This is a genomic window from Phenylobacterium sp. (assembly GCF_036501465.1).
GTDB lineage: Bacteria > Pseudomonadota > Alphaproteobacteria > Caulobacterales > Caulobacteraceae > Phenylobacterium.
In genome coordinates, this window is the sequence record NZ_DASYAF010000018.1 from 1 (window position 1) to 18,870 (window position 18,870).

An 18,870-nucleotide genomic window follows, 5' to 3' on the forward strand; every position below is an offset into this window, starting at 1 on the left:
AAGAAGGCGACCGCCGCCTCGGCGTTGGGGATCAGCGAGCTGTCCGGCGTCATCACCCCGAACCACTCGCGCCACGGCCCGCCGAACAGGAAGACCAGGGCCGCGGGGATGGCCATGATGAAGGCCGAGAAGGGGCTCTCGACGATCCAGGCGATGGCGGCGTCGACGCCCGCGCGGAAGCGGCCGTCGCGATCCAGCTTCAGCACCAGCGCGCGCAGGCCCAGCGTCGCCGCGTAAAGCCACAGCAGGATGTAGAGGAACCACAGGTGGGTCAGCGGGAAGGCCAGCGGCGGGGCCTTCGGCGCCTTGGCCGCGGCCGCCGCGTGTTCCGCCATCGTCGGCAGATGGCCCTGGCTGACATAGGCGCCGTAGATGCTGGCGGCCGCGATCAGGCCGAACAGGAACGGCCAGCCCACCACCAGGGGAATGGCGATCCGCTTGGCGCGGTCCTTCACCCAGGCCTTCACCCCGCGCTTTTCCACCACCATGTGGCTGAAGAAGCCGGCGATCAGGAAGAAGGTCGACATCCGGAAGATGTGGCTGACGTAGAAGACGCCGGACAGGAACAGGCTGCGGTGCGTATCGATCACCGGCCAGATCTGCGGCCCCGGCAGGTAGGACATGGTGGCGTGGTAGACGATGCCCAGCAGCAGGGCGTAGCCGCGCACCGCGTCCAGCCCGTGCAGGCGTTCGCCCATCGCGCCGCCGCCCGATCCCGTCATCGAAAATGTCTGGGCGCTCATGACCCGATCTCCATGCCTGCGGCGTCAGCGCCGCGTCGGCAGCGTCATACGTCAACTAGTCTATAATGTAAACTAGTCTACGCCCAAAGCTCCTCCCTTGACGCGGAGACGACGAGGGAGGGGCGCTTGCCCCTCGCGTCAAACGGAGCGACCCTCCGCGTCCATGGCCCTGCTGGACTGGATCGCGCCGGAGAGCGGACTTCGCGTCGAGGGCGAAGGGATCAGCCTGCGCCCGCCGAGGGCGGCCGACTACGCCGAGTGGCGTGAGTTGCGTGCCGTCAGCCGCGCCTTCCTGCAGCCCTGGGAGCCCACCTGGCCGGCCGACGACCTCGGCCGCGCGGCCTACCGCCGCCGGCTGATCGCCTACGCCCGCGACCGCGACGCCGGGGCCGCCTATCCGTTCTTCGTCCTGCGCAACAGCGATGGCGCGCTGAGCGGCGGCATCACCCTGTCCAACGTCCGCCGCGGCGTCGCCCAGATGGGGTCGGTCGGCTACTGGTGCGGCCGGCCCTTCGCGCGGCAGGGGCACACCCTGGCGGCCGTCCGTGCGCTGAGCGATTTCGCCTTCCGCACGCTGGGCCTGCATCGCCTGGAGGCCGCCTGCATTCCCGACAACGATCCCTCGCGCCGCCTGCTCGCCAAGGCGGGATTCGAGGAGGAAGGCTTCGCGCGCGCTTATCTCAAAATTAACGGCGCGTGGCGTGATCATGTCCTGTTCGGATTGATCTCGCCCTTCAAGAGGCAGGACGGCCCGGATCAGGGCGTTTCGGTCTAGCGGCCGGGCGCCGGAAAAGCGGCGCTTGAGAGCCTTTCGGAAACCATAGGGCTCTAGAGTGCGCGAGGCGCGGGCCGGGGCTTGCGCGCTCAAGAGGTGGCGGGACGGTTTTCCCTTGGTGATGCCGAACGACCGTTGGATGTGGGACGCCACGGCCACGCTGGAAGCGTTGGGCGCCGCCGACGTCTGCCTGTGGGTCTGGGAGCCCGAGAAGGACCGCATGCGCCTGACCGGCGCGACGCGGGCGCTGGGCCTGGGGCCGCTGGCCCCGGATTGCTCGTCGGCGGCGCTGCGTGCGCTCGCCCTGCCGCAGGACCGCGCCTTCGCCGAAGACATCCTGCGCGTCCAGGAGGCGGGAACCGAGGTGGCCGTGCGCCTGCGCATGCGCGGCTCGGGCGTCTCCATCTGGCGCGGCGTCTGGCTGGAAGAGGGCGTGCGCGCCGCCGGCGTGGTGGCCCCCGAAACCCGCTTCGCCGCCTCCGACCAGGATCCGCTGACCGGCCTGCTGGACCGCCGCAGCTTCATCAACCGCGCCCGCGAACAGCTCCAGACGCCGGGCCACTACGAAGTCATCGTCGCCGACCTCGACCGCCTGCGCCGCCTGAACGAGGCCCTGGGCCACGAACGCGCCGACCTGGTGCTGGCGGCCCTGGGCTCGCGCCTGGCCGCGGCCTTCCCGGAGGACGCCGTCCTGGCGCGGATCGGCGAGGACGAATTCGCCGCGCTCTCGCTCTCCAGCGTCTCCCCCGGGGCCGACGCCCTGCGCCGGGCGCTGGAGCAGCCGCTGCGCGTGGCCGGCTTCGACATCCATCCCACCCTGTCGATCGGGGCGGTGGAGGCGCGCGGCGGCGCCGACGCGCCCGAAGCCGCCGAGCTGCTGCGCCGCGCCGAGCTGGCGGTGGAAGCCGCCAAGAGCCACGGCCGCGGCGGCGCCGCCGCCTATGGCCGCGGCCTGGAAAGCGATGGCCTGTCGCGCCTGGCCCTGGAGGGCGACCTGAAGGGCGCGCTGGGCCGTGGCGAACTGGTGCCCTTCTACCAGCCGATCGTGCGGCTCTCGACCGGCGCGCTCAGCGGCTTCGAGGCGCTGGTCCGCTGGCGCCACCCGCGCCGCGGCCTGCTCATGCCCGACACCTTCCTGCCGCTCTGCGAGGAAATGGGGCTGATGGAGGAGCTGGGCGCGATGATGATGCGCGAAGGCGCCAAGCAGCTCGCCGCCTGGCGGGCCAAGCACCGGGCCGCCGGCGAACTGACCGTCGCCGTCAATCTCTCCACCGGCGAGATCGACCGGCCGGACCTGGTGACCGACGTGGCCGCCATCCTGGCCGAGACCGGCCTGCCGCCCAAGGCGCTGAAGCTGGAAGTCACCGAAGGCGACGTGATGCGCGACCCCGACCGCGCCGCCGTCATCCTGGGCGAACTCAAGACCGCCGGCGCAGCGCTCGCCCTGGACGACTTCGGCACCGGCTTCTCCTCGCTCAGCTACCTGACCCGCCTGCCGTTCGACACGCTGAAGATCGACCGCTACTTCGTGCGCACCATGGCCACCAACGAGGGGTCGCTGAAGATCGTCTCCTCGGTGGTGAAACTGGGCCAGGACTTGGCGCTGGAGGTGGTGGCCGAGGGCGTCGAGAACGCCGGCATGGCGCGCCAGCTGCTGTCGCTGGGCTGCGACTACGGCCAGGGTTTCGGCTATGCGCCGGCGCTGTCGGCCCAGGAGGCCGAGGTCTATCTCAACGAAAGCTACGTGGACGGCGCCGCGCCGGTTAAAGCCAAAGGCAGCCGCGGCTGACCGGTTACGGCTCGCGCCGGCCTTCCAGCTGCAGATAGGCCGGGTCGAACTCGGCCAGCTCCTCCAGCGCCGCCCAGTCGCGGATCTGCACATGGCCATGGCGGTCCCAGCTGACCAGGCCTCGGCGACGCAGCGCCTGGGCGACCCGGTTGATGTGCACCGCCGACAGGCCCAGCACGTCGGCCATCTGCACCTGGGTCAGGCCCAGCTCGAAGCGGTTGTCGTCGGCCAGCCCCACATCCTTGATGCGGACGTAGAGCTCGCAGAGCACATGGGCCACGCGCGCCACCGCCTCGCGCCGTCCCAGCACCGCCAGCCACTGGCGGTGGATCGCCGCGTCCACCAGGGTGAGGAACCAGAGCGAGCGGCCAAGCCGCGGATAGCGGTTGGTGATCTGGCGCAGGTCGTCGTGCGCGACGGTGGCGATCAGGCATTCGCTCAGGGCGACAATGCTGTGGTCGAGATTGCCCAGCAGGAAGGCGTGCAGGTCGACGAAGTCACCGGGGACCTGCAGGGCGGTGATCTGCTGGGCGCCGCGTTTCAGGGTCACGAGCCGCCCGACCGTGCCGGAGATCAGCAGGGTGCTGTTCCGGGGCTGGCTGAACTGGCGGATGATCTCGTGGCCCGCGGGAATGGCGGCCGGCGGGGTCAGGATCTCGATCAGCGCCGCGCGCTCCTCGGCGCTGGGCGGGCCATAGCGGTTGAGGCGGCGCAGGAAGGGTTCGAGCATGCGGGGTCCCTCGCGAGGCATCCGCCTGCAACGCTCGAGGGCGCGATCCGGCGCCGCCCCTCCCGCCAGGATCGCCCATCAGGATCGTTTGTCAGGCGCGCCCGGCCGCCGCGCCCAGCCGATCGGGATCGACCCCCAGCTTGCCCAGCGCGCGCCGCCACTTGCTGTCGTGGTCCCGGCCGAAGATCAGCTCGTCGTCGGCGTCGCAGGTGAGCCAGACGTTGGCCTTGATCTCGTCCTCCAGCTGGCCCGCGCCCCAACCGGCGTAGCCCAGGGCCAGCAGGCTCTTGGACGGCGCCCCATTGTGGCTGGCCATGGCCTCCAGCACCTCGCGCGTCGCGGTCAGCGCCACGCCCGGCGTCACCGCCAGGGTAGGCTCCCCGTCATAGTCCATCGAATGCAGGACGAAGCCGCGGTCGCGCTCCACCGGGCCGCCCAGCAGCACCAGATCGGGCGGCAGTTCGATGGTCGAGGCCACCTCCAGGCGATCCAGCAGGTCCGGCACGGTGAGGCCGTCGACGGGGTTGTTCACCGCCAGGCCCATGGCGTGCTCGGCGTCATGCGCGCAGATCAGGATCAGGGCCCGTTCGAAGCGCGGGTCGGAGATGCCCGGCATGGCGATCAGGAACTGGCCCGAGAAGAAGCCGTCGTCCATGTCGCCGGACAATCGGCCCCGATCATGACGCTTTCAAGGGGCCGGCTCAAAGGCGGGCTTGCGATGCGCGGAGATGACGCTATGTCCGCTTGCGGGGGAGAGCCCTTGGAAGAGGACGAGGATCCATGACCATCAAAGTCGGCGACAAGCTGCCCAGCGTCACCGTCACCCTGGCCACCGCCGAGGGACCCAAGCCTGTCGCCACCGACGAGTTCTTCGCCGGCAAGAAGGTGGCGCTGTTCGCGCTGCCGGGCGCGTTCACGCCGACCTGCTCGGCCAAGCACCTGCCGGGCTTCAAGCAGCTCGCCTCCGACATCAAGGCCAAGGGCGTGGACGCGATCGCCTGCCTGTCGGTCAACGACGCCTTCGTCATGCGCGCCTGGGCCGAGGACCAGGCGGTGGGCGACGACATCGTGATGATCGGCGACGGCGGCGCGGCCTTCACCGATGCGGTGGGCTTGGCCTTCGACGCCTCGCGCTTCGGCATGGGCAAGCGCTCGCAGCGCTATTCCATGATCGTCGACGACGGGGTGGTGAAGGAACTGAACATCGAGGCGCCGGGCGAGTTCAAGGTCTCCGCCGCCGACTACATGCTGGCCCAGCTCTAGGGAACCTAGCCCTTGGCGGCGGCCAGGATCGGGCCGCCGGGCCCGGCCTGCACCAGGACCGCGGACTTCAGGCCCGCCGGCCCCTTGGGAACGGCGAAGGTCCGCGCGTCGCCGGACCATTCGCCCAGCCGCACGAGCTGGCGGACCGCGTTCTTGATCGGCAGGGTCTTGCCGTTGTTCTCGCCGCGCTTGACCGGCACCTGTTCGACGCTCGGGTCGTAGCGCACCAGCCAGACGGCCGCCGGGCGCTTCGGCGCGGCGCCGGCGGACAGGGACACCGCGGCCGCGGTCAGGCTCACCGCCGGGCCGCCGGGCGGCAGGGGCGCGGCGCGCAGGGCCTGGTCGATCTGCGCCACGCTCTGGCCCACGGTGTCGGCGCGGCCATTCACCACCACCTGCGGGGTGCCGACGTTGTCGTGGCGCAGGCCCTTGGCGTAGGCCCATTGGCGGTCGGTGAAGGCCTGCTGGGCGAAGGTGTCCTTCCAGCCCAGGTTGTCCCAGTAGGTGACCCCGAAGCTCAGCGCCAGGATCTCCGGCCGCGCCGAGATCGCCGCCACCGCCAGGTCGGCCGGCGGGCAGGAGGAGCAGCCCTGGCTGGTATACAGCTCGACCACCTGCACCGGCGCGGCGGGCTGGGCGATCGCCGGGCCGGCCAGGACGGCCGCGACGAGGGCGGGAAGGAAGACGATCCGCATCTGGGTCTCCGGCTAGGCTTGATCGGAGTTCGCAGCGGCGCTGTGTTCGGTTACCAGGGGTCTTATCGTAACCTTCCTGCGAGTCTTGCGAACTTCCTCAAAGGCGGCGTTGGACGAGATCGAACCCAGACTGCGTGGCTTGATGCTCGCCGGCCTCGCCGGGGAGGCCGCCCCCTATCGGCGGCTGCTGGACGAGCTCAGCGGCCTGCTGCGCGCCTACTATGGCCGCCGTTGCCCGCCGGGCGTCGACGCCGAGGACCTGGTCCAGGAGACGCTGATCGCGGTGCATACCCGCCGGGCCACCTATGACGCGCGTCAGCCCTTCACCGCCTGGGCCTACGCCATCGCACGCTACAAGCTGATCGACGCCCTGCGCCGGGGCCGTTTCCACCTGCGCGCGCCGTCGGAGGAGGCCGACGCCCTGTTCACGCCGCCCGGCGCGGCCGGCAGCGCCGAGGCGGCCATGGCCGCGCGCGACCTGGACCGGGTGCTGGGCGAGCTGCCGCAGCGCACCGCCGAGCTGATCCGCGAGACCAAGATCGAGGGCCTGTCGACGCGCGAGGCGGCGGCGCGCCACGGCATGACCGAGACGGCGGTGAAGGTGGCCATCCACCGCGGGCTGAAGAGCCTGGGCGGGAAATATGCGCCGGAGCCGGGCGCCCTGGCCGAGGGAGGCTCCGATGTCGAAGGCGACTGAAGCGCTGATCGACAGCCTGTCGGCCGACCTGCCGGCGGTGAAGCCGGGCGCGGCGGCGCGCCGGCTGGCGCTGGGCCTGGGCCTGGGCGGTGCGGTCTCGGCGGCGGTGATGCTGGCCTGGCTGGGCCCGCGGCCCGACCTCGCCCAGGCGATCGCCACGCCGATGTTCTGGATGAAGTTCGCCTACGCCGCCGCCACCGGCCTGATCCTGGCCTTCGTCCTGGCCCGCCTGGCCCGGCCGGCGACCCGGCTGGGAACGCTCGCCCTGCTGGCCACCATCCCGTTCGCCGTGGTGGTCGCCATGGCCCTGCTGCGCCTGTCCCAGGCGCCGCGCGCGATGCAGCCTGAGATGCTGATGGGCCACACCTCCATGGTCTGCCCCTGGCGGATCACGGCCATCGGCCTGCCGCTGCTGGCCGGCGCGATCTGGGCGGTGCGGGGCCTCGCGCCCACGCGCCTGGCCCTGGCGGGCCTGGCGGCCGGCGGCTGCGCCGGCGCGCTCGGGGCGATGATCTACGGCTTCGCCTGCGACGAGACCTCCGCGCCGTTCCTGGCCGTCTGGTACACGGCCGGCATGGCGATCGTCGCCCTCCTGGGCACGCTCGGCGGGACGCGCCTGCTCCGCTGGCGCTAGGGCGCCTGCGCCGCTATCGGCTGCGGCTGTTCCGGGCGAGTTCGATCTGCACGGGGGTCTGGGGAAGCTCGTCCAGCGTCAGCTTGCCGTCGTGGCGCTTGTCCAGCTCCTTGAAGCGGCGGTCGGCCGCGGCCAGGAACTCCGCCTTGGTGACCCGCCCATCCAGGTTGGTGTCGGCGTCGACGATCGGCTCGGCCTCGCCCAGCAGCCCATAGCGCGCCGCGCCCACCAGCTCGCGCCTGGGCCGCCGTTGGGCGTTGAGGTCCGGGGCCGGCCCCTGGGCCCCGCCGACGCCGTAGCGCCGGTCCTCCTGCGGGTGGCTGCCCTCCGGCGTCGGCCCCTCGAGGACCTGGACGGGGATCAGCAGGGCGCCGTCGCGCCCGCCGGCCGAAACCGCGCGCTCGAGATGCGCCCTGCCGTCCGGCGGCGCGACGTTCAGGCCGATCCGGTCGGGCTTGTAGACGTCGGGCAGCACCCGGTTTTCGTAGAAGGCGATTTTCGTCCCGTCGAGGAAGCCCGCGTCGTCGTTGTCCAGGGCGTAGAAGAAGCCCGCGTGGTCGGCGCGGAACTCTTCCTTGGTGATCACCCCGTCATGGTTGGCGTCGGCCTGCTTGAACCAGACGACCACCGGGTAGGGCTCGCCGGGCTTGGCCCGATAGGGCTCGCCCGCCGGGCTGATGAACAGCTGGGTGAAGCCGGCGGCTTCCGGCGAGCCGGGGCGCGGCTGGGCCAGGGTCCGGTCGACCGCGGCCGCGGCGAACAGACTGCCGGCGGCCAAGGCGATGGTCAGGGTGCGACGCATGATTCTCCCCCGAAGGTTCCAGGCGCCCACAAAGCTAGAACTGAAACTCGGCGCAAGGGCGCCGCTTCTGTTGCAACCGCGACAAGAGGTCCGCGCTGCGTTTCAGGCGCCCGCCAGCGCCGGCAGCGGCTCCAGGCCCAGGCAGACCGCCACGCAGCGCTTGGCCAGCAGCTCGGTCGGGTCGACGAAGGGCGCGCGCACGTCGGCGGCGGAGATCACCAGCGGCGCCTCGGTGCAGCCGGCCACCACCGCCTCGGCCCCGAGCGCGACCAGCTCGGCCGCATAGGCCGCCATCTCGGCCTTGGTCGTGGCCAGGTCGCCGGCCTTGATCTTGTAGATGGTGGCCATGAAGGCCTCCTGCCGCTCGGGCGGCAGCTGCACCAGGCCCATGGCCTGGGCGGCCAGGTATTCGCGATAGAGCCGCAGCGCCCCCTTGGTGCCCAGCACGCCCACGCGGCGCGCGCCCAGGTCGTGGGCGGCCGAGGCGCCGGTCTCGATCAGGTCGACCAGCGGCAGCCCGCTCGCCCGCTGCACCAGGTCGGCATAGGCGTGGGCGGTGTTGCAGGGGATCGCCAGCACCTGGGCGCCGGCGCCCTGCAGCGCGCCCGCCATTTCGGCCAGCACCGCGCCGGCCTGCGAGCCCGGCGCGTTGCGGTCGGGCACCTTGGGATTGATGTCGACGATCACCCGGATGTGGTCCTGGTCGGACTTGGCCGGGGTGAAGACCTGCAGCTTGGCCAGGAAGTCCACGGTCGCCGCCGGGCCCATGCCGCCCAGCACCCCCAGGACCAGGGAATCGCTCACCTAGAGATGCCCGTCCATCACTGACTGGTAGCCGAACAGGCCGGGCGAGCCGCCGGTGTGCAGGAAGACCACGGTCTCGCCGTCGAAGGCGCCCTTGCGCGACAGCGCGATCAACCCCTTCATCGCCTTGCCGGTGTAGACCGGGTCCAGCAGGATCGCGTCGGTCCGCGCCATAAGCTTCAGCGCCTCGATCACCTCTTCGTCGACGATGCCATAGCCCGCGCCCACATAGTCGCAGTCGGCGACCACCATGTCGCGGGTGACGCGTTCCTTGTGGCCCAGCAGGTCGGCCGTCTCGACCGCCAGCTTGAAGACATTGGCTTCCTGGACGTCCTTCGGCGCGCGCACGCCGATGCCCAGGATCGGGATGTCGGCGCCCATCACCGCGATGCCGGCCACCAGGCCCGCATGGGTGCCGGCGCTGCCGGTGGCGGTGACGATGCGGTCGATCTCCAGGCCGATCTCATTGGCCTGGGCCACCAGCTCCAGGGCGCACTCCACATAGCCCAGCGCCCCGATGACGTTCGAGCCGCCGCCCGGAATCACATAGGGCCGCCCGCCGCGCTCGGCGACCTCGGCCGCGCTCTTGGCGAGCTCGGCGTTCATGTCGGTCCCGCCCGGCACCCGGCGGATCTTGGCGCCCATCAGCTCGTCCAGCAGGACGTTGCCCGACTGGGTGTAGTCGACGGCGTTGGAGCCGGTGCGCTCCTCCAGGATGATCTCGCAGTCCATGCCGAAACGGGCCGCGGCCGCCACCGTCTGGCGCGCGTGGTTCGACTGCACCGCGCCCTGGGTGATCAGCGTCGTGGCGTCGTTGGCCAGCGCGTCGCCCAGCAGGTATTCCAGCTTGCGGGTCTTGTTGCCGCCGCCGGCCAGGCCGGTGCAGTCGTCGCGCTTGATCCACAGCTCCGGCCCGCCGCCGCCGCCGTCGGAGAGCGCCTGGGTGAGCCGGGGCAGGGACTCGAGCGGCGTGGGAAGATGGGCGAAGCGGACGGGGTTGAAGCGGGAAAGATGCATGGCGCTTCGCCTACATCGAACCTTCGCCGCCGGATAGCCCTCCGGCGGCCGATTCAGCCCGTTTCGCGCTCGTTTACGCCGTCAGGAAACGCAAAATCCGCTCAGGGACGCTTGCCTTTGGGCAGGGCGGCCACTTCGGCGGGCGAAAGCTTGCGGACCCCGGTGACGATGCAGTGCGAACCGCGCACGCTCAGGTCCCAGTCGATCGGCTTGCACATCATCCCCTGGGTGGAATCCTTCAGCACGATCGGATCGCTCGAGGTGACCGCCGCGGCGCAGTTCTTGTTGGTCGTCACCTCGAAGACCGAGGTTCCGTTGTAGTCGAAATAGAGGGTGTGATCGTCGCCGATCGTGTGGTTGCGCAGGTATTGGGGGCGCAGGCACTGGTCGGGCGAGCGGTCCGCGGCCTGGGCGGCCGCGCCGGCGCCGGTGAGGATCAGGCCGGCGACGCCGGCCAGGATCAGACGTTTCATCTCGTGTCCTCCTTCACGCGGGCCTAGCGGACCGCGCCGCGATGGGTTCCGGCAGGTTAAGGCTGCAGGCGTTTGGGCAGGGCGGCGATCTCCTGCGGCGTCAGCTTGGTGAGCTTCTCGACGGTGCAGCGGGTTCCGCGCACCGTCAGCTCCAGGTCCAGCGGATGGCAGATCTTCCCCAGGCCCCGGTCCCTCAGGACGATGGGGTCGTTGGCCGTGGCATGCGCCAGGCAGGGCCCGCTGGTGGTGACCTGATAGACGTCGGCGCCATTGACGCCGAAATAGAGCGTGTGGCCGTCGGGGCCGACCGTGTGGCCCTGCAGGAGCCGGGTGAGGAAGCACTGGTCCCCCGACGCCGGCTGGGCGCCGGCGCCCGAGGCCGCCGCGAGAGCCGTGGCCGCTACGACCGCCAGAACAAGACGTCTCATGGTCCTTCTCCAGACCGGTTGCTTGCCCCTCGGGTCAACCTAGCACGGGCGCGGACGCCTGCAGACCGGAAACATCGGACCGGAAACGTCGGAGACCAGAAACTCAGGGGCGGATGAGCGGCGGCAGGGCGGCCACCTCCTGCGGAGTCATCCGCTCGATCGTATCGGGCGCGCAGCCGCGCAGGCCGGTGATGATCAGTTCGTCGGCCCTGCAGATCATCGCGGCGTTGCCGGCGGCCAGCCGGGTGCTTCCCACGCGGAAGGCGTGGTGCTGATCGTCGGAGATCGGGCCGGTGTTGCAATAGCCGCGGGTCTCCACATGGAAATAGGCCACCGCATGCATGTGCGACTGGTCCTTCACCTTGAAGTACAGGGTGTGCGGCCCGCCGACCGTACGATCGCCGATGTCGCGGACGAAGAAACAGCCGGGCGTGCGGCTCTGCGGAGCGGCTGTCGCGGCGGTGGCTGCGGCGGTGGCCGCAGCGGCGGCGGCGATGGCGATGACCAAGCCACGGCGTTCCATGCAGAGGCTCCTCTATTATGGATTCCTTATGGTAACGCTGTTGCGCCAAGATTTCGAGGGTCAATCCGCGCAGACGTCGAGCAGCAGCTGGGCCAGCTCCGGCTGGCTGTAGGGCTTGGCGAGCCTGGGCAGGTCGTCGCCGGCGCCGGGCGGCAGTTCGGCGAAGCCTGTGGCGAGGATCACCGGCAGCTCGGGCCGCTTTTCGCGGATCTTCTGGGCCAGCTGCAGGCCCGTCTCATGCGGCATGGCGTAGTCGGTGATCACCAGGTCGGGCTTGGTGCGCGCGAGCAGGGTGAGCGCCTGGGCGGCGGAGGAGGCGGTCAGCACCCGGTGGCCCAGGTCCTCCAGCATGGCCGCGGTGTTGGTCAGCACCAGCTCGTCGTCGTCCACCGCCAGCACCGTCAGCGCGCGGCTGACCACGCGGTCCTCGCTCAGCGACGCGGGCGCGGCGGAACGAACCTCCCCGTCGCCGGCCTGGGGCAGCCACAGCTCGATGCGGGTGCCTTCGCCGAGCCGGCTATTGACCACCAGCCGGCCGCCGGACTGTTCGGCCAGGCCGTGGACCATGGGCAGGCCCAGGCCCGTGCCCTTGCCGACGCCCTTGGTGGTGAAGAACGGCTCGATCGCCCGCTGCAGGGTCGCCTCGTCCATGCCGACGCCCTGGTCGATCACCGCCAGGCGCACATAGCCGCCGCCCGGCAGGCCGATCTCGGCGTCCTCGCCGATCTCGATCTCCATGGCCTCGACGGTGACGACGCCGCCGTCGGGCATGGCGTCGCGGGCGTTGACCGCCAGGTTGAGCAGGGCGGTCTCAAGCTGGTTGGCGTCGGTGAGCACGGGCGGCAGTTCGGCCGGAATGGCGATCCGCAGCTCCACGGACGGGCCGATCGAGCGTTCGATCAGGCCGGAAATCCCGGAAACCAGGGTCGCGACATCCACCGCCTCGACCTTCAGCTCCTGCTTGCGGGCGAAGGCCAGCATCCGCTGGGTCAGGGCCGCGCCGCGCTGGGCGCCCTGGACGGCGTTTTCCAGCAGGACCAGCGCCTTGGGGTCCGGCGGCAGGCGCTTGCGCAGCAGCTCCAGGCTGCCCAGCACCGCCATCAACAGGTTGTTGAAGTCGTGGGCGACGCCGCCGGTGAGCTGGCCGATGGCGTCCAGCTTCTGCGACTGGAACAGCGCCTGGCGCGCCTGTTCGAGGGTCTTCTGGGCGTGCAGGCGCTCGGTGATGTCGCGGGTGATCTTGGCGAAGCCGATGATCTTTCCGGCCTCGCTGCGGATCGGGTCGATGATCACATGGGCCCAGAAGCGGGTGCCGTCCTTGCGCACCCGCCAGCCCTCGCGCTCGAAGCGGCCCTCCTCGCGCGCGATCCGCAGAGCCTCGACGGGTCCGCCGGCTTCCCGGTCCTCCTCGGTGTAGAAGCGGGAGAAGTGCTGGCCGACGATCTCGCGGGCCGTGTAGCCCTTGATGCGCTGGGCGCCGGCGTTCCAGCTCGACACCTGCCCGTTGGGGTCGAGCATGTAGATCGCGTAGTCCGTGACGCCCTGCACCAGGATGCGGAACTGCTCCTCGCTGCGCTTCAGCGAGTCTTCGGCCTCGCGGCGTTCGCTGAGGTCGCGGGTCACCTTGGCGAAGCCGATGAGCTGTCCGTCCGGCGTGCGGATCGGGTCCATCAGCACGTGGGCCCAGAAGCGGCTGCCGTCCTTGCGCACCCGCCAGCCCTCGCGTTCGAACCGCCCCTCCTCGCGCGCCTGGCGCAAGGCCTCGGCAGGCAGGCCCTGGGCGCGGTCCTCCTCGGTGTAGAAGGTGGAGAAGTGCCGGCCGATGATCTCCTCGGCCTTGTAGCCCTTGAAGCGCTGGGCGCCGGTGTTCCAGCTCGAAACCCGGCCGGAGGGGTCGAGCATGAAGATGGCGTAGTCGGTGATTGCGTCGACCAGGGTCCGATAGCGGGCGTCGTCTTCCACCGGCGCTGGGTCCTGAATCTGGTTTTCCAGCATTTCGCCCCCTGGGTGGCGTACTAGCACGGGCCACCCCGCAAGCTTAACTTTCTTCGCCGGGTTCGGTTCCGCAGCGATTTGATATCCTTCTAAAATCCCCAGATGGCGCCAAGGAGGCGGAGCGTGGCCGGACGCGGCGCGCGGGGGCCGAGGGTGAATACGCAACCGGAGGATTGATTTTATTATGATACGTCATGGCCGGGCTTGTCCCGGCCACCCATGAACACTGACGTTTGCCGGCGAGACAGATGTGTCGAGGCCGCTCTTGGCCCTCCGCCGTCGGCGCGTATGGGTGGCCGGGACAAGCCCGGCCATGACGGCTGGAAAATAGTTGAGGCATCACCCTAGGGCTGCTGGTCCTTCGGCAGGGCCGAGGCCTGGGCGGGCGTGAGCCGGGTGATCTTGTCGATCCGGCAGCGGATCGGCAGGCCTCCGCCGCCCAGCTCCGATCGCACCTCCAGGTCGGCCGGTTCGCAGATGCCGTTCGAGGCCCCGGCGCTCTGGCCGATCTTCAGCGGATCCCCGGGCTTCACCCCGCCCAGGCAATTGGTTTCCATGTCGACGCGCCAAGTCGCGCCGGCGGCCTTCAGGAACAGGGTGCGCGGGTCGCCCACCTTGTGGCCGCCGATCTGCTCCGCCGTGAAGCACTTGGCGGCGGCCGGTTTGGCCTTCTCGGCGGCGGCGCCCGGCAAGGCCGCAAGGGCCAGGGCGGCGGCCGTCAGCAGGACAGGCTCAAGCTTCATGGCGACGCTCCCCGTGTCTCTATTTTGGGGAACTATCGCGCAGCTTCGGCCCGCCGTCACGGGGCCGGCGCGCAGAAATATCGCGGCGCGATCTATCGTCCCGTGAACACCGCCTCGCGCTTCTCCACGAAGGCCGAGGCCGCCTCCTTGTGGTCGGCGGTGCGCGAGGAGTGGACGTGGTGGGTGGCCTCCAGGTCCAGGCAGTCGTCGACCTCGCCGGCCATGGCGCGGTTCAGGTTCTCCTTCATGTAGCGGAAGCAGATCGCCGGCCCGGCCGCCAGGCGCTGGGCCACCTCGCGGGTCCTGGCCGCCAGATCGTCGGGCTCGACCACCCAGTTCGCCAGGCCCAGGCGCAGGGCCTCCTCGGCGCTCACCCGCTCGGAGAGGAAATAGAGCTCGCGCGCCTTGGCTGAGCCCACCAGCTGGGTCAGGAAATAGGTGCCGCCGTAGTCCCCGGCCAGGCCGACCTTGGCGAAGGCGGTGGTCAGGAAGGCGGTCCTGGCCATGATCCGCAGGTCGCAGGCCAGCGCCAGCGACAGGCCCGCGCCCGCCGCCGCGCCGGGCAGGGCCGCGATGGTGGGCTTCGGCATCTTGAACAGCTTGCCGGCGGTGGCGCGCTGATTGACCCGCTGGCGGGCGATGGCCTCATCTATCGAGGGACCGCCACCAGGGCCGGCGTTGCGCTCATTCATCCCCTTGACGTCGCCGCCGGCGCAGAAGCCCTGGCCCGCGCCGGTCAGCACCACGCAACGCACCCGCGGGTCCAGTTCGGCGGCGGCCAGCTGGCGGGCCAGCGCCTGGTTCATGTCGTCGCTCATGGCGTTGCGCGCCTGGGGGCGATTGAGGGTCAGGGTCAGGACCGCGCCGTCCAGCTCGGCCAGCAGGTCCTCAGTCCCGGTGTCGATTGTCTCGGCCATGGCGCGCGTCCTCGTCCCGTCATTTGTTGTCGCCGATAACCGATAGACCCTGGCGAGGCCCGGGCGGAAGCCTGTAGCGTGGCCAAACCCGAAAACGGAGGAGACCATGCGCCTTCGACAGATCGCCCTGGTGGGCGAGGACCTCGCCGCCTGCGAGGCCGACATCCGCGCCATCCTGGGCGTCGACTACGCCTATGACGATCCGGGCGTGGGGACCTTCGGCCTGAAGAACGGCGTCTTCCCGATCGGCGAGACCTTTCTGGAGGTGGTCTCTCCCAAGCAGGACGGCACCACCGCCGGGCGTTTGCTGGAAAAGCGCGGCGGCGACGGCGGCTACATGGTGATCCTGCAGGTCCCGGACATCGCCGCGGCCAGGAAGCGAATCGCCGAGGCCGGCGCGCGGGTGGTCTCCGAGACCAATCGCGACGAGGGCAAGGTCGCCTACAGCCACATCCACCCGCGCGACATCGGCGGGGCCATCGTCTCGGTGGACTACATGGACCCCTGGGACCGCTGGGAGTGGGGCGGCCCGGAGTGGAAGCGCCACGTGAAGACCGACACCTCGCTCGGCATCGTCGGCGCCGAGGTGCAGGCCGACGACCCGCCCGCCATGGCCGGGCGCTGGAGCGAGATCCTCGGGCGGCCGGCGCGCGAGCACGCCGGCTTCTGGTGCATCCCGCTGGACGACGGCGGCGAGGTGCGGTTCGTGGCCCCCTCGGACGAGCGGGGCGAGGGCCTGTCGCGCTTCGACGTCAAGGTGCGCGATCCGGCCAAGGTTCGCGAGGCCGCCAAGGCCAGGGGCAAACTCAGGGAGGATGGAGACGTGACCATCGCAGGGACGCGTGTGCGCCTGGTGCCGGCGTGAGGCGTTATCTTCTCGTGGCTCTGGGAGCCCTCGCCCTGGGAAATTTGGCCATGGCCGCCTCAGCCCAACCCACCAACCCGCCGGGCGCCAAGCCGGAGGACACCGAGGTCTATTCGCCGGTCCCGCCGGTGGTGACGCCGGGGCCGACCGACTCCGCGCCGCCCTCCGACGCCCTGGTGCTGTTCGACGGCAAGGACCTCAGCCACTGGGTCAACACCAAGGACAAGGCGCCGGCCGGCTGGAAGGTCGAGGGCGGGGTCATGACCGTGGTCAAGGCGGCCGGCAACATCGAGACCAGGGAGACCTTCGGCTCCTACCAGCTGCACATCGAGTGGCGCGAGCCGGCCAACGTCGCCGGCAAGGGCCAGGGCCGCGGCAACTCCGGCGTCTTCCTGGCCTCCACCGGGCCGGGCGACCGCGGCTACGAGCTGCAGATCATGGACAGCTACAAGAACGACACCTACACCAACGGCCAGGCGGCCAGCGTCTACAAGCAGTCGATACCGCTGGCCAACGCCATGCGCCCGCCGGGCCAGTGGCAGAGCTACGACATCGTCTGGACCGCGCCCAGGTTCAACGCCGACGGCAGCCTGAAATCGCCCGCCAGGATCACCGCCTTCCAGAACGGCGTCCTGGTGCAGAACGACTATGTGCTGACCGGCGAGACCCGCTACATCGGCAAGCCGTTCTACGAGGCCCACGGCCACACGCCGATCAAGCTGCAGGCCCACGGCGACCCCAGCCCGCCGATCAGCTTCAGGAACATCTGGGTGCGCCGCCTGGCGGACTGAATGCGCGGGTCAGAAGTAAGCGACGAGGCCCAAGCCGCAGCGGATGCTGAAGCTGAAGCCGATTTCAGGGCTGGGCGCGTGATCAGCCATGAGCGCATGAAGACTTGGTTGCTCTCTTGGGGGAGTGCAAATGAGCTTCCCCCGCCGGATCAAGACGCCTAGGGTCGCCGGACCTCGGGGAGCCGCGCGGTCAGCGGTTGAGAGGCGGGTGAGGCCCGCGACCCGTCGAACCTGATCCGGGTCATGCCGGCGAAGGGAAGGACCAGCCCTCCTGACCCGACGCCCGTGATCCGTCCCGCACGGAGCGCACGCCATGAACAAGCCCGCCGGCCCCCTGGAGCCCGCCATCCCGACCGGCGAACGGCCGGGCTCGAAGAAGGTCTATCAGGCCGGGACGCTATGGCCGGACATCCGCGTGCCGTTCCGCGAGGTGGCCGTGCACCCCTCGGCCAACGAGCCGGCGCTGACGCTCTACGACTCCTCGGGGCCCTACACGGAGCCCACGGCGAAGATCGACATCGAAAAGGGCCTGTCGAAAACCCGCGAGCCCTGGGTCGTCTCGCGCGGCGACGTGGAGATGGTGAGCAACCCTCGGGAGGTGAAGCCGGAGGACAACGGCTTCGCCAAGGGCGAGCACCTTGCGCCGCAATTCTCCGCCCCGCGCCGCGTCTACCGCGCGCTCGCAGGCAAGACGGTGACCCAGATGGAATATGCCCGTCGGGGGCAGATCACCGCTGAAATGGAATATGTCGCCATCCGCGAGAACCTGCGCCGCGAGAGGGCCGGTATCCGCGACGGCGAGGGCTTCGGCGCGGAGATCCCCGACCTCTGCACGCCGGAGTTCGTCCGCGACGAGGTGGCCCGCGGCCGCGCGATCATCCCGGCCAACATCAACCACACCGAGCTCGAGCCGATGGCGATCGGGCGCAACTTCCTGGTCAAGATCAACGCCAACATCGGCAACTCGGCCGTGCTCTCCACCGTCGCCGACGAGGTGGACAAGATGGTCTGGGCGATCCGCTGGGGCGGCGACACGGTCATGGACCTGTCGACCGGGCGAAACATCCACAACATCCGCGACTGGATCGTCAGGAACAGCCCCGTGCCGATCGGCACAGTTCCGATCTACCAGGCGCTGGAAAAGGTGGGCGGCGTCGCCGAGGACCTGACCTGGGAGGTGTTCCGCGACACCCTGATCGAACAGGCCGAGCAGGGCGTCGACTACTTCACCATCCACGCCGGCGTGCGCCTGCCGTTCGTGCCGCTCACCGCCAGGCGCGTCACCGGCATCGTCTCACGCGGCGGCTCGATCATGGCCAAGTGGTGCCTGGCGCACCACCGCGAGAACTTCCTCTACGAGCGGTTCGAGGACATCTGCGAGATCATGGCGGCCTATGACGTCTCCTTCTCGCTGGGCGACGGCCTGCGCCCCGGCTCGATCGCCGACGCCAACGACGAGGCCCAGTTCGCCGAGCTGCGCACCCTGGGCGAGCTCACCAAGATCGCCTGGAAGCACAACGTCCAGACCATGATCGAAGGCCCCGGCCACGTGCCGATGCACAAGATCAAGGCCAACATGGACGAGCAGCTCAAGCACTGCCACGAGGCGCCGTTCTATACGCTGGGCCCGCTCACCACCGACATCGCGCCCGGCTACGACCACATCACCAGCGCCATCGGGGCGGCGATGATCGGCTGGTTCGGCACCGCCATGCTCTGCTACGTCACGCCCAAGGAGCACCTGGGCCTGCCGGACCGGGCCGACGTCAAGGACGGGGTGATCGCCTACAAGATCGCCGCCCACGCCGCCGACCTCGCCAAGGGCCACCCCACCGCGCGGGCCTGGGACGACGCCCTGTCACGCGCCCGCTTCGAGTTCCGGTGGGAGGATCAGTTCAACCTCGGCCTCGATCCGGAGACGGCGCGCGAATACCACGACGAGAGCCTGCCGAAGGAGGCGTTCAAGACCGCCCACTTCTGCTCCATGTGCGGCCCGAAGTTCTGCTCCATGAAGATCAGCCAGGACATCCGCGAGGCGGCCCGCCAGCAGAACGAGGTCGACGCCGGAATGGCGCAGATGGCCGAGAAGTTCCGCGAAGGCGGCGGCGAGATCCTGGTGAAGGTCTGACGCCCTTCTCCCCTTGCGGGAGAAGGTGGCCTGCGGAGCAGGTCGGATGAGGGGTCTC

At 70.1% G+C, this 18,870-nt stretch carries 21 protein-coding genes and 1 riboswitch; of the genes, 8 read left to right on the plus strand and 13 right to left on the minus strand.

Annotated elements, in window-relative coordinates:
• Nucleotides 1-743 (minus strand): acyltransferase family protein (locus tag VGL85_RS01995; RefSeq protein ID WP_331585471.1); only part of this gene is annotated, 743 nt, incomplete at its 3' end.
• 163 nt (nucleotides 744-906) lie between these two features.
• Here VGL85_RS01995 and VGL85_RS02000 point away from each other — a divergent pair.
• Complete coding sequence (locus VGL85_RS02000; protein ID WP_331585473.1) at nucleotides 907-1,518, plus strand: GNAT family protein; 612 nt, start codon at nucleotides 907-909, stop codon at nucleotides 1,516-1,518.
• Between the two features lie 121 nt (nucleotides 1,519-1,639).
• Nucleotides 1,640-3,307, plus strand: coding sequence for a bifunctional diguanylate cyclase/phosphodiesterase (locus VGL85_RS02005; protein ID WP_331585475.1), 1,668 nt, complete (start codon nucleotides 1,640-1,642; stop codon nucleotides 3,305-3,307).
• A gap of 4 nt (nucleotides 3,308-3,311) precedes the next feature.
• Here VGL85_RS02005 and VGL85_RS02010 read toward each other — a convergent pair whose 3' ends face one another.
• Complete coding sequence (locus VGL85_RS02010; RefSeq protein ID WP_331585477.1) at nucleotides 3,312-4,037, minus strand: Crp/Fnr family transcriptional regulator; 726 nt, start codon at nucleotides 4,035-4,037, stop codon at nucleotides 3,312-3,314.
• Nucleotides 4,038-4,128: 91 nt separating this feature from the next.
• The gene (locus tag VGL85_RS02015) at nucleotides 4,129-4,692 is read right to left on the minus strand and encodes a YqgE/AlgH family protein (RefSeq protein ID WP_331585516.1); all 564 of its coding nucleotides are present in this window, start codon (nucleotides 4,690-4,692) and stop codon (nucleotides 4,129-4,131) included.
• A 125-nt stretch (nucleotides 4,693-4,817) separates the two neighbouring features.
• Here VGL85_RS02015 and VGL85_RS02020 point away from each other — a divergent pair, with 125 nt between their 5' ends.
• The gene (locus VGL85_RS02020) at nucleotides 4,818-5,300 is read left to right on the plus strand and encodes a peroxiredoxin (protein WP_331585479.1); all 483 of its coding nucleotides are present in this window, start codon (nucleotides 4,818-4,820) and stop codon (nucleotides 5,298-5,300) included.
• A gap of 5 nt (nucleotides 5,301-5,305) precedes the next feature.
• On the opposite strand, the gene VGL85_RS02025 is transcribed toward VGL85_RS02020, so the two are convergent.
• Nucleotides 5,306-5,995: a DUF1223 domain-containing protein gene (locus VGL85_RS02025; protein WP_331585481.1), complete on the minus strand. Its 690-nt coding sequence runs from the start codon at nucleotides 5,993-5,995 to the stop codon at nucleotides 5,306-5,308.
• Between the two features lie 109 nt (nucleotides 5,996-6,104).
• Between VGL85_RS02025 and VGL85_RS02030 the strand changes: the two genes are divergently transcribed.
• Nucleotides 6,105-6,692, plus strand: coding sequence for a sigma-70 family RNA polymerase sigma factor (locus VGL85_RS02030; RefSeq protein WP_331585484.1), 588 nt, complete (start codon nucleotides 6,105-6,107; stop codon nucleotides 6,690-6,692).
• Nucleotides 6,676-7,326, plus strand: a complete 651-nt coding sequence (locus VGL85_RS02035) for a DUF1109 domain-containing protein (RefSeq protein ID WP_331585486.1) — start codon at nucleotides 6,676-6,678, stop codon at nucleotides 7,324-7,326. The genes VGL85_RS02030 and VGL85_RS02035 overlap by 17 nt, the downstream gene beginning before the upstream one ends.
• Before the next feature lie 13 nt (nucleotides 7,327-7,339).
• Here VGL85_RS02035 and VGL85_RS02040 read toward each other — a convergent pair whose 3' ends face one another.
• The 9 genes from VGL85_RS02040 to VGL85_RS02080 all read right to left on the minus strand — a co-directional run bounded on the left by VGL85_RS02040 (nucleotide 7,340) and on the right by VGL85_RS02080 (nucleotide 15,028).
• Nucleotides 7,340-8,128, minus strand: a complete 789-nt coding sequence (locus VGL85_RS02040; RefSeq protein ID WP_331585488.1) for an EF-hand domain-containing protein — start codon at nucleotides 8,126-8,128, stop codon at nucleotides 7,340-7,342.
• A 102-nt stretch (nucleotides 8,129-8,230) separates the two neighbouring features.
• Complete coding sequence (locus VGL85_RS02045; RefSeq protein ID WP_331585490.1) at nucleotides 8,231-8,932, minus strand: aspartate/glutamate racemase family protein; 702 nt, start codon at nucleotides 8,930-8,932, stop codon at nucleotides 8,231-8,233.
• Complete coding sequence (locus tag VGL85_RS02050) at nucleotides 8,933-9,949, minus strand: D-cysteine desulfhydrase (protein ID WP_331585492.1); 1,017 nt, start codon at nucleotides 9,947-9,949, stop codon at nucleotides 8,933-8,935.
• A gap of 101 nt (nucleotides 9,950-10,050) precedes the next feature.
• Nucleotides 10,051-10,422, minus strand: coding sequence for a hypothetical protein (locus VGL85_RS02055; protein ID WP_331585494.1), 372 nt, complete (start codon nucleotides 10,420-10,422; stop codon nucleotides 10,051-10,053).
• 56 nt (nucleotides 10,423-10,478) lie between these two features.
• Nucleotides 10,479-10,850 (minus strand): hypothetical protein, encoded by a 372-nt coding sequence (locus VGL85_RS02060; protein WP_331585496.1) that lies wholly within the window; start codon nucleotides 10,848-10,850, stop codon nucleotides 10,479-10,481.
• 103 nt (nucleotides 10,851-10,953) lie between these two features.
• Nucleotides 10,954-11,373 carry a hypothetical protein gene (locus VGL85_RS02065; protein ID WP_331585498.1) on the minus strand — a complete coding sequence of 140 codons (420 nt, stop codon included), beginning with the start codon at nucleotides 11,371-11,373 and terminating at the stop codon, nucleotides 10,954-10,956.
• Nucleotides 11,374-11,433: 60 nt separating this feature from the next.
• Nucleotides 11,434-13,368: a PAS domain S-box protein gene (locus VGL85_RS02070; RefSeq protein WP_331585501.1), complete on the minus strand. Its 1,935-nt coding sequence runs from the start codon at nucleotides 13,366-13,368 to the stop codon at nucleotides 11,434-11,436.
• 344 nt (nucleotides 13,369-13,712) lie between these two features.
• Nucleotides 13,713-14,111 carry a hypothetical protein gene (locus VGL85_RS02075; RefSeq protein ID WP_331585503.1) on the minus strand — a complete coding sequence of 133 codons (399 nt, stop codon included), beginning with the start codon at nucleotides 14,109-14,111 and terminating at the stop codon, nucleotides 13,713-13,715.
• 92 nt (nucleotides 14,112-14,203) lie between these two features.
• Nucleotides 14,204-15,028, minus strand: coding sequence for an enoyl-CoA hydratase-related protein (locus VGL85_RS02080; RefSeq protein ID WP_331585505.1), 825 nt, complete (start codon nucleotides 15,026-15,028; stop codon nucleotides 14,204-14,206).
• A 106-nt stretch (nucleotides 15,029-15,134) separates the two neighbouring features.
• Between VGL85_RS02080 and VGL85_RS02085 the strand changes: the two genes are divergently transcribed.
• From VGL85_RS02085 to thiC, 3 genes are all read left to right on the plus strand, one after another.
• The gene (locus tag VGL85_RS02085) at nucleotides 15,135-15,893 is read left to right on the plus strand and encodes a VOC family protein (RefSeq protein WP_331585507.1); all 759 of its coding nucleotides are present in this window, start codon (nucleotides 15,135-15,137) and stop codon (nucleotides 15,891-15,893) included.
• A 50-nt stretch (nucleotides 15,894-15,943) separates the two neighbouring features.
• Nucleotides 15,944-16,684, plus strand: coding sequence for a DUF1080 domain-containing protein (locus tag VGL85_RS02090; RefSeq protein WP_331585509.1), 741 nt, complete (start codon nucleotides 15,944-15,946; stop codon nucleotides 16,682-16,684).
• 165 nt (nucleotides 16,685-16,849) lie between these two features.
• A riboswitch (TPP riboswitch) is annotated at nucleotides 16,850-16,959 on the plus strand.
• A 38-nt stretch (nucleotides 16,960-16,997) separates the two neighbouring features.
• A complete protein-coding gene (thiC, locus tag VGL85_RS02100; protein WP_331585514.1) occupies nucleotides 16,998-18,812 on the plus strand; it encodes a phosphomethylpyrimidine synthase ThiC in 1,815 nt (604 codons plus the stop codon).
• Nucleotides 18,813-18,870 lie beyond the last annotated feature (58 nt).